The sequence below is a fragment of the Cohnella faecalis genome, assembly GCF_003570905.1.
In the GTDB taxonomy this organism is placed as follows: domain Bacteria; phylum Bacillota; class Bacilli; order Paenibacillales; family Paenibacillaceae; genus Cohnella; species Cohnella faecalis.
Genome location: NZ_QXJM01000004.1, coordinates 1 through 14,116, shown reverse-complemented (window position 1 = coordinate 14,116; position 14,116 = coordinate 1). Strand labels below are relative to the sequence as shown.

The 14,116-nt window shown below is 54.1% G+C and carries 14 protein-coding genes and 6 pseudogenes; 8 read left to right on the top strand and 12 right to left on the bottom strand.

The window, feature by feature from the left end; all coding sequences use genetic code 11:
* From D3H35_RS00405 to D3H35_RS00385, 3 genes and pseudogenes are all read left to right on the top strand, one after another.
* A pseudogene (locus tag D3H35_RS00405) lies at positions 1-601 on the top strand (ABC transporter ATP-binding protein); the annotation flags it as partial.
* 1,273 nt (positions 602-1,874) lie between these two features.
* Entirely contained in the window at positions 1,875-2,078 is a 204-nt protein-coding gene (locus tag D3H35_RS00390; RefSeq protein ID WP_119147293.1) for a hypothetical protein, read from the top strand.
* Positions 2,079-2,190: 112 nt separating this feature from the next.
* Entirely contained in the window at positions 2,191-2,565 is a 375-nt protein-coding gene (locus D3H35_RS00385) for a hypothetical protein (protein WP_119147292.1), read from the top strand.
* 80 nt (positions 2,566-2,645) lie between these two features.
* Here the strand turns inward: D3H35_RS00385 and D3H35_RS00380 are convergent, their stop codons facing one another.
* A complete protein-coding gene (locus tag D3H35_RS00380; protein ID WP_119147291.1) occupies positions 2,646-3,023 on the bottom strand; it encodes a hypothetical protein in 378 nt (125 codons plus the stop codon).
* Between the two features lie 866 nt (positions 3,024-3,889).
* A pseudogene (locus D3H35_RS34450) lies at positions 3,890-4,878 on the bottom strand (VanW family protein).
* Between the two features lie 179 nt (positions 4,879-5,057).
* Here D3H35_RS34450 and D3H35_RS00360 point away from each other — a divergent pair.
* From D3H35_RS00360 to D3H35_RS33335, 3 genes and pseudogenes are all read left to right on the top strand, one after another.
* Positions 5,058-5,717, top strand: a pseudogene (locus D3H35_RS00360) (response regulator transcription factor).
* Entirely contained in the window at positions 5,714-6,034 is a 321-nt protein-coding gene (locus D3H35_RS00355; protein WP_119147290.1) for a hypothetical protein, read from the top strand. The pseudogene D3H35_RS00360 and the gene D3H35_RS00355 overlap by 4 nt, the downstream one beginning before the upstream one ends.
* A gap of 1,097 nt (positions 6,035-7,131) precedes the next feature.
* Positions 7,132-7,257: a hypothetical protein gene (locus D3H35_RS33335; RefSeq protein WP_267901323.1), complete on the top strand. Its 126-nt coding sequence runs from the start codon at positions 7,132-7,134 to the stop codon at positions 7,255-7,257.
* A gap of 4 nt (positions 7,258-7,261) precedes the next feature.
* Here the strand turns inward: D3H35_RS33335 and D3H35_RS00345 are convergent, their stop codons facing one another.
* The 3 genes and pseudogenes from D3H35_RS00345 to D3H35_RS33895 all read right to left on the bottom strand — a co-directional run bounded on the left by D3H35_RS00345 (position 7,262) and on the right by D3H35_RS33895 (position 8,549).
* The gene (locus tag D3H35_RS00345) at positions 7,262-7,471 is read right to left on the bottom strand and encodes a hypothetical protein (RefSeq protein ID WP_147355683.1); all 210 of its coding nucleotides are present in this window, start codon (positions 7,469-7,471) and stop codon (positions 7,262-7,264) included.
* 89 nt (positions 7,472-7,560) lie between these two features.
* On the bottom strand, positions 7,561-7,701 hold the full coding sequence (locus tag D3H35_RS30500) for a hypothetical protein (RefSeq protein ID WP_158593865.1): 141 nt from the start codon (positions 7,699-7,701) through the stop codon (positions 7,561-7,563).
* 203 nt (positions 7,702-7,904) lie between these two features.
* A pseudogene (locus D3H35_RS33895) lies at positions 7,905-8,549 on the bottom strand (response regulator transcription factor).
* Between the two features lie 199 nt (positions 8,550-8,748).
* On the opposite strand from D3H35_RS33895, the pseudogene D3H35_RS00335 reads away from it, so the two are divergent.
* A pseudogene (locus D3H35_RS00335) lies at positions 8,749-9,671 on the top strand (VanW family protein).
* Here the strand turns inward: D3H35_RS00335 and D3H35_RS33890 are convergent.
* Positions 9,556-9,999, bottom strand: coding sequence for a hypothetical protein (locus D3H35_RS33890; RefSeq protein WP_325049970.1), 444 nt, complete (start codon positions 9,997-9,999; stop codon positions 9,556-9,558). The pseudogene D3H35_RS00335 and the gene D3H35_RS33890 overlap by 116 nt on opposite strands.
* Before the next feature lie 23 nt (positions 10,000-10,022).
* Complete coding sequence (locus tag D3H35_RS33885) at positions 10,023-10,190, bottom strand: hypothetical protein (protein WP_325049968.1); 168 nt, start codon at positions 10,188-10,190, stop codon at positions 10,023-10,025.
* Positions 10,191-10,743: 553 nt separating this feature from the next.
* Here D3H35_RS33885 and D3H35_RS00325 point away from each other — a divergent pair.
* Positions 10,744-11,064, top strand: a complete 321-nt coding sequence (locus D3H35_RS00325) for a hypothetical protein (protein WP_147355682.1) — start codon at positions 10,744-10,746, stop codon at positions 11,062-11,064.
* A 33-nt stretch (positions 11,065-11,097) separates the two neighbouring features.
* Here the strand turns inward: D3H35_RS00325 and D3H35_RS00320 are convergent, their stop codons facing one another.
* The 5 genes and pseudogenes from D3H35_RS00320 to D3H35_RS00300 form a co-directional block, all read right to left on the bottom strand.
* Positions 11,098-11,409: a hypothetical protein gene (locus tag D3H35_RS00320; protein ID WP_119147286.1), complete on the bottom strand. Its 312-nt coding sequence runs from the start codon at positions 11,407-11,409 to the stop codon at positions 11,098-11,100.
* On the bottom strand, positions 11,394-12,251 hold the full coding sequence (locus tag D3H35_RS00315) for a hypothetical protein (RefSeq protein WP_147355681.1): 858 nt from the start codon (positions 12,249-12,251) through the stop codon (positions 11,394-11,396). The genes D3H35_RS00320 and D3H35_RS00315 overlap by 16 nt, the downstream gene beginning before the upstream one ends.
* Before the next feature lie 24 nt (positions 12,252-12,275).
* Positions 12,276-12,542 (bottom strand): hypothetical protein, encoded by a 267-nt coding sequence (locus D3H35_RS00310; protein WP_119147284.1) that lies wholly within the window; start codon positions 12,540-12,542, stop codon positions 12,276-12,278.
* 321 nt (positions 12,543-12,863) lie between these two features.
* Complete coding sequence (locus tag D3H35_RS00305) at positions 12,864-13,052, bottom strand: hypothetical protein (protein WP_119147283.1); 189 nt, start codon at positions 13,050-13,052, stop codon at positions 12,864-12,866.
* Positions 13,053-13,099: 47 nt separating this feature from the next.
* Positions 13,100-14,116: pseudogene (locus D3H35_RS00300) on the bottom strand (ABC transporter ATP-binding protein); the annotation flags it as partial.

Genomic DNA, 14,116 nt, shown 5'->3' with positions numbered 1-14,116 from the left:
CGGCAAGACGACTCTGTGCAGCTTGCTGCCGCGCTTTTACGAGGTTGATGCGGGAATGTTCTCTATCGATGGGTTTCGATATCCGGCAAGCGAAGCTAAGCTCGCTGCGCAAGCAGATAGGCATCGTGCAGCAAGACGTCTTTCTGTTCTCGGGAACGATAAGGGAGAACATTCTATACGGCAACCTTAATGCGACAGAAGAGCAAATCTGGGAAGCGGCAAGGCGGGCGCGGCTCGACGATTTTATCCGGGGCAGCGGACGGTCTGGATACCGTCATCGCGAACGCGGAGTGAAGCTGTCGGAGGGGCAGAAGCAGCGGATGTCGATTGCGGATGTTCCTGAAAAATCCGCCGATCCTCATCTTGGATGAGGCGACTCCGCGCTCGATACGGAGACGGAGACGATCATTCAGCAATCGCTTGCGGAGCTGTCGAAGGGTCGGACGACGCTTGTTATCGCGCATCGACTCGCTACGATCAAGAAGCCGACCGCATAGTCGTCGTGACGGAAGACGGTATTGCCGAGCAGGGTGATCATCAAGAGCTGATCGCGGCCGACGGAGTCTACAGCCGTCTTCATCGGGCGCAGTTCGGCGCATGATCGGTTTCCTCTTAGTCGTCTCATAGAATAAAAGGAGTGTCCGGAATTGCACCTGCTTGCGGAGGATCGAGCCGATTCAACGAGAGGCTTGCGGTATACGAGAGACGCGATTATACGGAGAGACGGGGAAATACCGGATTCTTCAGTTCGCGGATGCGGCCGTGCAAGGAGCGGCGGATTTGAAGAATCGAGTCGCATCGTCCTTCCCTATCAGAGGGCTTCCTTCACTTGATGGAGCGCAACGTCCTTCGTTAGAGGACGTATTCGTCATCGGGCAGGAATCGGTCAATCGCGGGGCAATACCGCAAGCGATTTGTCGTCGCGGAAATCGACGAGAAGGTGGTCGAGCTGAGCAGATTGTTTTTCAACTATCGGCTGGATATAACGTAATTGTCGGCGACGGACGCACATTTTGCTCGATCAGGCTGCGAACGCCTTCGATTGCATCATTTTGGACGCTTTTAACTCGAACGGGACTCCGGGGCATTTGGTATCCGTTCCTTTTTTTGATCTGACCGCGCAAGCTGGACTCTCGCGGAATCCTCCTCGTGAATGTCGTAGGAAAGCGTCAACGACAAGCTCGTCAATGCCATTCATTCGTCATGAGACAAGCGTATGGCTGCACGAAAGCTTTTTTTTCTGCCGGGAGAGGACGATGACCGCTCGGGCAATGTTTTTTGACCGGGAGCGGGGGAGTCATTGAATACGATGCCGGGCAGATGGCGGGCTTTGCGAGATTGAACTCGAAGAAGGTTATCCGATCCGGGACGGGGGCGTATATTTCGGGAAGTTCACGCAGATCTTAGACGTTAAGGAAGAACTGCGGAGGAAAAAGAAATGCGCAATGTTTGTTGCCGCGCCATGGCGATCGTTGTCGCGGCGTCGGCGCTGTTCGGGCTTTCGAAGGGCTACCCGATGCATTTGCGGCGGGCTCGCCGTGGAGCGATCCCGTTGTCGTCTCTGTTCGTGTCAGCCGGATGCGACATACGAGACACGGCTGGCCGTCGGACATTTGCATATCGGGCAGTCTTCGCAGCAACGCGAAGAGGACTCGTCGAAGTTCGCTCCCATATTGACCGATATTTACGTTCGCGTGTCCATGGAGGGCTGCCGAAGCTATATCGCTTGGAAAGCTCGGGCCGCCTCTGGAAGAGGAAGAGCGCCTGAACGTTAGTTTTGCCGGAAAAGCTATCCGCCAAGCTGTTGAAGGAAGCGGACAAGCAAGGGCGGCCATTATGGAGAAGCGATTGCCTGGAAAGAAGCGAAGCGTATATTGCCGCGCAAAAGCGTGTTCAAGGTAATGGATATGAAGACGGGCTTGTCTTCCGGTTCACGCCGAGCGGGCAGCGACCATGCCGTGCAGCCGATCTCGCGCGAGGATACGAAAATCATGAACGAAATTTACGGCGGGCAATGGAGCTGGAATCGAAAAGCGGTCGTCGTCCTGGCTGCGGTCGGCGGATCGCCGCATCGATGAACGGCATGCCGCACGGGGGCGACGGAATACCGGACAACGGCTTTTCCGGCCATTTTTTGCATTCACTTCTCGGAGAGTACGACGCACAAATCGTCCGTACCCGATCCGGCCCATGAATTCATGGTTCACAGAGCGGCGGGAGACGCGCGAGCTTATCTGGATTCCGCATCTCGTCCTTACTGGCGCGCAGCTTGGTCGAAGCGCTGAATCAACGGGATCGCGAGTGGATCCGGCTTCTCGGGAAGGAAGCGAGCGTGACGAGGCGGCGTCGTTGATCGGAGAGACGGATTCCGTGACGTCGCAAGAACGGTCGCTCAGCGACAGCGTTGCCGGAGGAAGATCGTCTCGTCGCAACGCTGGAATCGGAAGTCGCCATCGAACGCAGAGGCAAGGTAAGCGGCATCTGCCGTTCCGATTCGAGTTTGCGCGGCTGTCTCCTATTCGCCTTGGCGGCTTCAGAGCGTCGAACGGGGTCATCAGAAGGTAAAGTAAAATAAAAAGCCCGTCAGGGGCTTTTGGCTTTTCGGGCTCAAGCTTTGAGTCCTCCGAGCAAGGGCATAATCGTTTTTACCATGTCGCCCATACGCACATCGGCAACGCCTTCTGCATGAATCCCATCCAATCGTCCAGCCCGTTCAATCCGAAAAAACGCCTCCGGCAACGCTTCCGGATGCGGGCGCTCCCGGCAGAGCGGCTGCCGCATTGCCGGCTGACGGAGACAGCAGAGCCGACACTTTCGCCTTGCGCGTACTTCGCGAAGCCAATTTGCCCCGGCGCTCTTGCTCTTTCGATTGTCGCGCACACCGGATAGAACGCAGCTGATTTTGCTCGATTCCCGGGATCCAACCGACATAGTGCCGCCGTCATGCAAGACGACGCGGACGGGCTGCCCTTCCATTTTCCGGCTTGGCTTCGAATACTTGACGATTTCGCGTTAGCAGCCATGAGAATCACTCTCCCTTAGCTTCTTTCTTCACAATATTCACGCGAAGGAAGATCGATTGTACGTTGTCCATTGACGACGGTCAGGGTGTAGTTTGCTAAAAAATCAATCCCGGAATTTCGCAATAATGGGCAACCATACAATCTGCTTCGGCCGGAAGAATACAATATCGAGTGATCAAAGTCACAAAATCTAATTGGTGGTGAGATTTCATGAGCGGTTATGCGGAGGCGCAGGTTATGGTGGGGCTAGTTCTGCCGCATTCGTACTTGTATTGTTCGTCTTGCTGGTCATTATTCTTAAGGCGGTATCCTACTAATTAGCTGCAGATCGAACGGACTGCCTTTCATTATGCTCAATAGAGCGTAATGGATTTTTTTTTGAGGGCGAGCAGGTAAAATGGACGCAAACGGGGAAATAATTCCGATGTTTCCCAATTGGAGGAGAAAGATATGAACAAGCAGCCCGGCAGTGTCCCTTCGGCTACGAGCCGCCGGCCGACACGGAAAAAGGAACGCTTATCTACTACGATACATTCGAAAGCTCATCGGAAAAAGAATGGGACGCGTTGCCGATTATGCGATCGAGCGCTCCTTTCGCCGGCTCGTCTGTACTTGATTCATGAGGAACGGCCAAGAGGATGTCCAGAAAGACACGGTCAGCGCCTATTACAAACGAGAGGCTCGACTGAGCCATGGCTGGAAGAACGGGGAGACCCGACGGTCTCGATCGACGGATGGGAAGGAAAAAGAAAAAAGTATACGCGATCGATTCCGCGCTCCGTCATTTGACCGAGACGCTGCCGGGCCTCACTTCGTGTACATGACGACGATACCGCAATTCGTTCGCTTCGTTCTCCACTTTCGAATCATGGATCGTTAACGTGCGGCTGTTGCTGCCTTCGGAGCCGAAGACAGCGCATCCGATGCTTGAACGATATCGACACGATGGAGTCCTTTAGTTCCGCTTCGGTGACCGGTTTCAATCGATATTTCTCCGGAAGCCGCTTCGATGTGCCCGGAACCGCGAGGGGCCGGTAATCGATCACCTCGGAGGAATAAATCGAGATGAACATGCGGCCCCGCTTGCGAACGCGCGTATAAGGATGGGCTGATTGTAAGGATTTCGAAAAGCGAAATCGGCCCTCCCCAGCTTACGGTCGCGTCGCGTCCGGGAAGCACGTACGGGACGTGCCGGCTGTGGGAATACTCTTTACGATTAACAGCCCCGCCGGTCGACGGCATTGAACAAAGTCGAGGATACTTGACAGATTCCGCCGCCGATGCCCTCCGACAATTCTCCTCTGACGATTACGGGAGCGCGTACATACCCTTCTTTTCGTTGCGCTGACCGACGATTTGATTGAACGAGAACGTCTCGTTCGGAAACACGACTGATTGTTAATGGCTTTGGCCGCCACGCGATGTTGCGCGAGCGGTTTTTGTTGCCCGCATTGAAGTATGTGACGTAATGACGATCGGCTTTTCCCTTAGATAAGCCAACAATTCGCTGTCTACTTCGGGTAGATCAGCTTGAGCGGTACTTCATCGACGATGTGCCGCTGCCGTAGAATAGATGTGAAACAAGTGAGTAAAGCCGGCCCGGTCCAAACGATAGCCGGGCTGCTCGGCCACGATGCCTCCGTGATTTCCGATTTCGGCGTCACGGGGCAGTCGGAAGGTCTGACGTTCGACGTTGTCGAGCAAACTATCGAGCTTGGCGGGGTCGATCAAAGGAGTGGCGGGCAGCGAATAGTCGCCGCGATTCACTTTTGCGACGACGTCGTTCTTGATTTACGATCGACAATTCGTCAGGGACGGCATTCTGCCGAAGAACGAGCGAAATTCCGCAATCCACAACAAGCGCAGCATGAGACACCTCTTAAATGGGGCGATGTTCCGTTAGTATCGGTTTGTTGGCGTTCGATTATGAAGGAACGGCGGAACGAGAAAGTTAAACGAAATTTAACTATTCATGCGTAAAGCCATCGTCTATGATGAGGTAAATCTTATTCGTAAACGAGGTTGAACCGACGAATGGTACGCGTGCTGTATGTGGAAGACGACCCCGAGATCGGTCTCTGGGTGAAAGATGACCTGGAACGCAGAGGCTATAAGGTAGAATGGCTGACAACCGGGAAGGCGCGGCGAGCTGGCGAAGCAAGCCGATTTGGTCGTGCTTGACGTCATGCTGCCTGGGCTCGACGGGTTCACGGTAGGCAAAGATTGAAGAAAGAGGCTCCGGGCATTCCAATCCTTATGCTCTCCGCGAGAACGTCGGTCGACGATAAGCTGCAAGGCTTGCGCTTCGCCGACGATTATTTGACGAAGCCTTCACCCGGACGAGCTGGTGGCGCGGCTTGAGGTGCTGCAGCGAAGATATGGACAGCTTCCGGAAAAGCGTCAAGCTGGGTCATATCCTCGTCCATGTCGACCGGCTTACCGTGATCGACAGCCGTACGAATGACGAGATTCCGCTCACGTCCAAGCAATGGCAAATTTTGCACTATTTTATTCGCCATCCAATCAATATTGACCAAGGAACAATTTACGAAGCTGTCTGGGAGGAGTCGTATATCGAAGGAGACAAGACGAATGGTTCATATTCGGCACATTCGCGAGAAGCTCGAAATCGATCCGGGCAATCCGGCTATTATCGAGACGATTCGGGGACTCGGCTACCGGGTGAAGTCATGAAGAGGCTGCTTCGAGCATTCAAACTGAGGCAATCGCTGCTGTCCCAATACTTGCTGATCGTTCTGGCGGCACTGCTTCTGTTGCCTCTATCGTCTCCTCTGGTTTCATTTGCTCCTATATTGGCCGTTGCGAGCATCGGTCGATCTGCGGAGGCCCTATACCGGGACGGAGAAAAGCTGGAGAAAATGTGGCGCTCCGAAGCGGCAAAGCTGGAAGGAGCGGCGGACGGGCAAGTGGATGAAACGCTGGCGCAGCTTAAGATCGAATATCCCGCGCGGATATGTTCTGGGTGGACGAGAGCGGCAAGACGCGGCTAACGCTGACTGCGAGCAAGGACATTCCGCCATTTGGAACGCTTCTTACACGGTAGATTTATGAAGGAGCGAACGGGAGGAGATCCTTTCACCGTCATCGGTTTCATCGGGGAAGGGGAGCGCCGCGGATTCATGGTATTCGAGCTGGCTCGAAGCAGATGAATTCGGGAAGAGGCTGGAGTGGAGCGAACATGGAGCTAAGGTGGATCTTTGCGGGCTTCCTGCTGATCTTCTTTTGTTTCTTGGTATCGCTGCTTTTCTTCTACCGATAAGAAGAAGGCTCGTTCGATTGCAGAAGGCATGACGTCCTCGGATACCGGTATTCCCGTCCGGTAACGCGCTTAATGAAGATGAAATCGGACGGCTTGAGCGCTCATTCATGGGATGGTTCAAGCTTGAGATAGTCGGGAGAGGGAATGAGGAAGAGGCGCTCCGACGGGACTTGATCGCAGCTGTCCTGACTTGCGGAGCGCGCTGACGACATTTCGGGACATGCTCGTTAGCTTAAGCAAGAAGCGCTTAGAAAAGGAAATTCTTCGATTGAGCTCATCGAACGAAAACCGACTATTTGGGAAACTGATCGAAAATTAATCTCATATTCGTTGTTAACGTCCGGCAATATCCGTATCGTCTCAGCGTCGATACCTCCGTAGTCGTGACACGCATATTCAGCATTGGTATACGCTCGAGCATCACGGCTTCTAGAGATCGATCCGAGGTTGACCTGAAATCGGATATTGCTATTCGCGCCGACGAGATATCGCGTCAAGTGGCATGGAGCGGGTGCTGACGACATCTTGCAAAATGTGTTCGTCACGAAATCGGGCCGTTTCGGTCGCACTTATGTTCTGCGTTCTCGGACAATTCGGAGTCGATCTCGAAGCCGTTTGCTCGAATACCGATACCAGCGGCGAATGCGTTCTCGCCAATCGGACGATATCGACGCGCTGCTGACGATACGGATATTTGCGGACGTTAACAACGAAAATAAGAGATTAAATTTTCGATCAGATTGTCCCAAATAGTCCGTTTTTCGTTCGATGAGGCTCAATCGAAGATTTTCCTTTGTCGGTAAGCGCTTCTTGCTTAAGGCTGAACGCATGTCCGCAATGGTCGTCAGCGGCGTCAAGTCATGGGACAGCTTGGCGATCAAGTCCGTCGGAGCGCCTCTTCTCGATCTCCTCTCTCCGACTATCCTCAAGCTTTTGAACCATCCGATTGAATGAGCGCTCAGCCGTCGATTTCATCTTCATTAAGCGCGTTGACCGGACCGGGAATACGGGTATCCGAGGGGACGGTCATGGCTTCTGCAATCGAACGAGCCTTCTTCTTATCCGGTAGAAGAAAAGCAGCGATACAAGAGAACAAAGAAGGATCAGCAGGAAGCCGCAAAGATCCCTTAGCTCCATGTTCGCTCCACTCCAGCTCTTCCGAATTCATCGTGCTTCGAGCCAGCTCGAATACATGAATCCGCGCGCTCCCTTCCCCGATGAAACGATGACGGTGAAAGGATCTCTCCGTTCGCTCCTTCATAAATCGTACCGTGTAAGAGCGTTCAAATGGCGGAATGTCTTGCTCGCAGTCAGCGTTAGCCGCGTCTTGCGCTCTCGTCCACCCAGAACATATCGCGCGGGATATTCGATCTTAAGCTTGCGCAGCGTTTCATCCACTTGCCCGTCCGCGCTCCTTCAGCTTTGCCGCTTCGGAGCGCCACATTTTCTCCAGCTTTTCTCCGTCCCGGTATAGGGCCTCCGCAGGATCGACCGATGCTCGCACGGCCAATATAGGAGCAATGAAACCAGAGGAGACGATAGAGGCAACAGAAGCAGTGCCGCCAGAACGATCAGCAAGTATTGGGACAGCAGCGATTGCCTCAGTTTGAATGCTCGAAGCAGCCTTTCCTGGTAGCCGAGTCCCGAATCGTCTCGATAATAGCCGGATTGCCCGGATCGATTTCGAGCTTCTCGCGAATGTGCGAATATGAACCATGATCGTCTTGTCTCCTTCGATATACGACTCCTCCAGACAGCTTCGTAAATTTGTTCCTTGGTCAATATTTGATTGGGATGGCGAATAAAATAGTGCAAAATTTGCCATTGCTTGGACGTGAGCGGAATCTCGTCATTCGTACGGCTGTCGATCACGGTAAGCCGGTCGACATGGACGAGGATATGACCAGCTTGACGCTTTTTTCCGGGAAGCTGTCATATCTTCGCTGCAGCACCTCAAGCCGCGCACCAGCTCGTCCGGGTGGAAGGGCTTCGTCAAATAATCGTCGGCGAAGCGCAAGCCTTGCAGCTTATCGTCGACCGACGTTCTCGCGGAGAGCATAAGGATTGGAATGCCCGGAGCCTCTTTCTTCAATCTTTGGCCTACCGTGAACCCGTCGAGCCCAGGCAGCATGACGTCAAGCACGACCAAATCGGCTTGCTTCGCCAGCTCGCCGCGCCTTCCCCGGTTGTCAGCCATTCTACTTATAGCCTCTGCGTTCCAGGTCATCTTTCACCCAGAGACCGATCTCGGGTCGTCTTCACATACAGCACGCGTACCATTCGTCGGTTCAACCTCGTTTACGAATAAGATTTGACCTCATCATAGACGATGGCTTTACGCATGAATAGTTAAATTTCGTTTAACTTTCTCGTTCCGCGCGTTCCTTCATAATCGAACGCCAACAACCGATACTAACGGAACATCGCCCATTTAAGAGGTGTCTCATGCTGCGCTTGTTGTGGATTGCGGGAATTTCGCTCGTTCTTCGGCAGAATGCCGTCCCTGACGAATTGTCGATCGTAAATCAAGGAACGACGGTCGCAAAAGTGAATCGCGGCGACTATTCGCTGCCCGCCACTCCTTTGATCGACCCCGCCAAGCTCGATAGTTTGCTCGACAACGTCGAACGTCAGACCTCCGACTGCCCGTGACGCCGAAATCGGAAATCACGGAGGCATCGTGGCCGAGCAGCCCGGCTATCGTTTGGACCGGGCCGGCTTTACTCACTTGTTTCACATCTATTTCTACGGCAGCGGCACATCGTCGATGGAAGTACCGCTCAAGCTGATCTACCCGAAGGTAGACAGCGAATTGTTGGCTTATCTAAGGGAAAAGCCGATCGGTCATTACGTCACATACTTCAATGCGGGCAACAAAAACCGCTCGCGCAACATCGCGTTGGCGGCCAAAGCCATTAACAATCAGGTCGTGTTTCCGAACGAGACGTTCTCGTTCAATCAAATCGTCGGTCAGCGCAACGAAAAGAAGGGGTATGTACGCGCTCCCGTAATCGTCAGAGGAGAATTGTCGGAGGGCATCGGCGGCGGAATCTGTCAAGTATCCTCGACTTTGTTCAATGCCGTCGACCGGGCGGGGCTGTTAATCGTAAAGAGGTATTCCACAGCCGGCACGTCCCGTACGTGCTTCCCGGACGCGACGCGACCGTAAGCTGGGGAGGGCCCGATTTCGCTTTTCGAAATCCTTACAATCAGCCCATCCTTATACGCGCGTTCGCAAGCGGGGGCGCATGTTCATCTCGATTTATTCCTCCGAGGTGATCGATTACCGGCCTCGCGCGGTTCCGGGCACATCGAAGCGGCTTCCGGAGGAAATATCGATTGAAACCGGGTCACCGAAGCGGAACTAAAGGAAGGACTCCATCGGTGTCGATATCGTTCAAGCATCGGATGCGCTGTCTTCGGCTCCGAAGGCAGCAACAGCCGCACGTTAACGATCCATGATTCGAAAGTGGAGAACGAAGCGAACGAATTGGCGGTATCCGTCGTCATGTACACGAAGTGAGGGCCGGCAGCGTCTCGGTCAAATGACGGAGCGCGGAATCGATCGGCGTATACTTTTTTCTTTTTTCCTTCCCATCCGTCGATCGAGACCGTCGGGTCTCCCCGTTCTTCCAGCCATTGGCTCAGTCGAGCCTCTCGTTTGTAATAGGCGCTGACCGGTGTCTTTCTGGACATCCTCTTGGCCGTTTCCTCATGAATCAAGTACAGGACGAGCCGGCGAAAGGAGCGCTCGATCGCATAATCGGCAACGCGGTCCATTCTTTTTCCGATGAGCTTTCGAATGTATCGTAGTAGATAAGCGTTCCTTTTTCCGTGTCGGCCGGCGGCTCGTAGCCGAAGGGGACACTGCCGGGCTGCTTGTTCATATCTTTCTCCTCAATTGGGAAACATCGGAATTATTTTCCCCGTTTGCGTCCATTTTACCTGCTTCGCCCTCAAAAAAAAATCCATTACGCTCTATTGAGCATAATGGAAAGGCAGTCCGTTCGATCTGCAGCTAATTAGTAGGATACCGCCTTAAGAATAATGACCAGCAAGACGAACAATACAAGTACGAATGCGGCAGAACTAGCCCCACATAACCTGCGCCTCCGGCATAACCGCTCATGAAATCTCACCACCAATTAGATTTTGTGACTTTGATCACTCGATATTGTATTCTTCCGGCCGGAAGCAGATTGTATGGTTGCCCATTATTGCGAAATTTCCGGGGATTGATTTTTTAGCAAACTACACCCTGACCGTCGTCAATGGGACAACGTACAATCGATCTTCCTTCGCGTGAATATTGTGAAGAAAGGAAGCTAAAGGGAGAGGTGATTCTCATGGCTGCTAACGCGAAATCGTCAAGTATTCGAAGCCAAGCCGGAAAATGGAAGGGGCAGCCCGTCCGCGTCGTCTTGCATGACGGGCGGCACTATGTCGGTTGGATCCGGGGAATCGAGCAAAATCAGCTGGTTCTATCCGGTGTGCGCGACAATCGAAAGAGCAAGAGCGGCCGGGGCAAATTGGCTTCGCGAAGTACGCGCAAGTGTCGGCTCTGCTGTCTCCGTCAGCCGGCAATGCGGCAGCCGCTCTGCCGGAGCGCCCGCATCCGGAAGCGTTGCCGGAGGCGGTTTTTTCGGATTGAACGGGCTGGACGATTGGATGGGATTCATGCAGAAGGCGTTGCCGATGGTGCGTATGGGGGTCGACATGGTAAAAACGATTATGCCCTTGCTCGGAGGACTCAAAGCTTGAGCCCGAAAAGCCAAAAGCCCCTGACGGGGCTTTTTATTTTACTTTACCTTCTGATGGACCCCGTTCGACGCTCTGAAGCCGCCAAGGCGAATAGGGAGACAGCCGCGCAAACTCGAATCGGAACGGCAGATGCCGCTTACCTTTGCCTCTGCGTTCGATGGCGACTTCCGATTCCAGCGTTGCGACGAGACGATCTTCCTCCGGCAACGGCTGTCGCTGAGCGACCGTTCTTGCGGACGTCACGGAATCCGTCTCTCCGATCAACGACGCCGCCTCGTCACGCTCGCTTCCTTCCGCGAGAAGCCGGATCCACTCGCGATCCCGTTGATTCAGCGCTTCGACCAAGCTGCGCGCCAGTAAGGACGGAGATGCGGAATCCAGATAAGCTCGCGCGTCTCCCGCCGCTCTGTGAACCATGAATTCATGGGCCGGATCGGGTACGGACGATTTGTGCGTCGTACTCTCCGAGAAGTGAATGCAAAAATGGCCGGAAAAGCCGTTGTCCGGTATTCCGTCGCCCCGTGCGGCATGCCGTTCATCGATGCGGCGATCCGCCGACCGGCAGCCAGGACGACGACCGCTTTTCGATTCCAGCTCCATTGCCCGCCGTAAATTTCGTTCATGATTTTCGTATCCTCGCGCGAGATCGGCTGCACGTCGGCATGGTCGCTGCCCGCTCGGCGTTGAACGCGGAAGACAAGCCCCGTCTTCATATCCATTACCTTGAACACGCTTTTGCGCGGCAATATACGCTTCGCTTCTTTCCAGGCAATCGCTTCTCCATAATGGGCCGCCCTTGCCTTGTCCGCTTCCTTCAACAGCTTGGCGGATAGCTTTTCCGGCAAACTAACGTTCAGGCGCTCTTCCTCGTTCCAGAGGCGGCCCGAGCTTTCCAAGCGATATAGCTTCGGCAGCCCTCCATGGGACACGCGAACGTAAATATCGGTCAATATGGGAGCGAACTTCGACGAGTCCTCTTCGCGTTGCTGCGAAGACTGCCCGATATGCAAATGTCCGACGGCCAGCCGTGTCTCGTATGTCGCATCCGGGCTGACACGAACAGAGACGACAACGGGATCGCTCCACGGCGAGCCCGCCGCAAATGCATGCGGGTAGCCCTTCGAAAGCCCGAACAGCGCCGACGCCGCGACAACGATCGCCATGGCGCGGCAACAAACATTGCGCATTTCTTTTTCCTCCGCAGTTCTTCCTTAACGTCTAAGATCTGCGTGAACTTCCCGAAATATACGCCCGCCCGTCCCGGATCGGATAACCTTCTTCGAGTTCAATCTCGGCAAAGCCCGCCATCTGCCCGGCATCGTATTCAATGACTCCCGCTCCCGGTCAAAAGAACATTGCCGAGCGGTCATCGTCCTCTCCGGCAGAAAAAAAGCTTTCGTGCAGCCATACGCTTGTCTCATGGACGAATGAATGGCATTGACGAGCTTGTCGTTGACGGCTTTTCCTACGACATTCACGAGGAGGATTCCGCGAGAGTCCAGCTTGTCCGCGTCAGATCAAAAAAGGGAACGGATACCAAATGCCCGGAGTCCGTTCGAGTTGTTAAAAGCGTCCAAAATGATGCAATCGAAGGCGTTCGCAGCCTGATCGAGCAAAATGGTGCGTCCGTCGCCGACAATTACGTTATCCAGCCGATAGTTGAAAAACAATTGCTCAGCTCGACCACCTTCTCGTCGATTTCCGCGACGACAAATCGCTTGTGCGGGTATTGCCCGCGATTGACCCGATTCCGTGCCCGATGACGAATACGTCCTCTAACGAAGGGACGTTGCGCTCCATCAAGTGAAGGAGAGCCTCTGATAGGGAAGGACGATGCGACTCGGATTCTTCAAATCCGCCGCTCCTTGCACGGCCGCATCCGCGAACTGAAGAATCCGGTATTTCCCCGTCTCTCCGTATAATCGCGTCGTCTCGTATACCGCAAGCCTCTCGTTGAATCGGCTCGATTCCTCCGCAAGCAGGTGCAATTCCGGACACTCCTTTTTATTCTATGAGACGACTAAGAGGAAACCGATCATGCGCCGAACTGCGCCGATGAAGACGGCTGTAGACTCCGTCGGCCCCGATCAGCTCTTGATGATCACCCTGCTCGGCAATACCGTCTTCCGTCACGACGACTATGCGGTCGGCGTTCTTGATCGTAGCGAGTCGATGCGCGATAACAAGCGTCGTCCGACCCTTCGACAGCTCCGCAAGCGATTGCTGAATGATCGTCTCCGTCTCCGTATCGAGCGCGGAGGTCGCCTCATCCAAGATGAGGATCGGCGGATTTTTCAGGAACATCCGGGCAATCGACATCCGCTGCTTCTGCCTCCCGACAGCTTCACTCCGCGTTCGCCGATGACGGTATCCAGACCGTCCGGCTGCGCCCGGATAAAATCGTCGAGCCGCGCCCGCCTTGCCGCTTCCCAGATTTGCTCTTCTGTCGCATTAAGGTTGCCGTATAGAATGTTCTCCCTTATCGTTCCCGAGAACAGAAAGACGTCTTGCTGCACGATGCCTATCTGCTTGCGCAGCGAGCTTAGCTTCGCTTGCCGGATATCGAACCATCGATAGAGACAGTTCCCGCATCAACCTCGTAAAAGCGCGGCAGCAAGCTGCACAGAGTCGTCTTGCCGGCGCCTGAAGGACCGACGAAAGCGACCGTCTCTCCTTTGCGGATCGTCAGATCGATATCGTTGAGTACGCTGGAGCGCGATCGTAGCGAACGACACTTTGTCGAATTTTATTTCCTTTTGCAGCTCCCCAATGACCTTCGCATCAGGGTGTGTCCGCCACGTCCGGCTCGGTGTCGAGCAGAGCGGCATACCGCTTGAAGCCGGAATTCCTTGCGGTAGCTCTCGATAATGGCATTGATTTTTTCAATCGGCCGGAAGAACACATTCGACAATAGCAAAAATCCGATAAATTGGCCATAGGTCAGTTCCTTCTGAATGACGAACCACGTTCCACATACCATGACGAACAGCGTTACGAAACGCATCATCATGTAGCTGATGGAGCCGTTCTTGGCAATCAGCTTGTACGACAG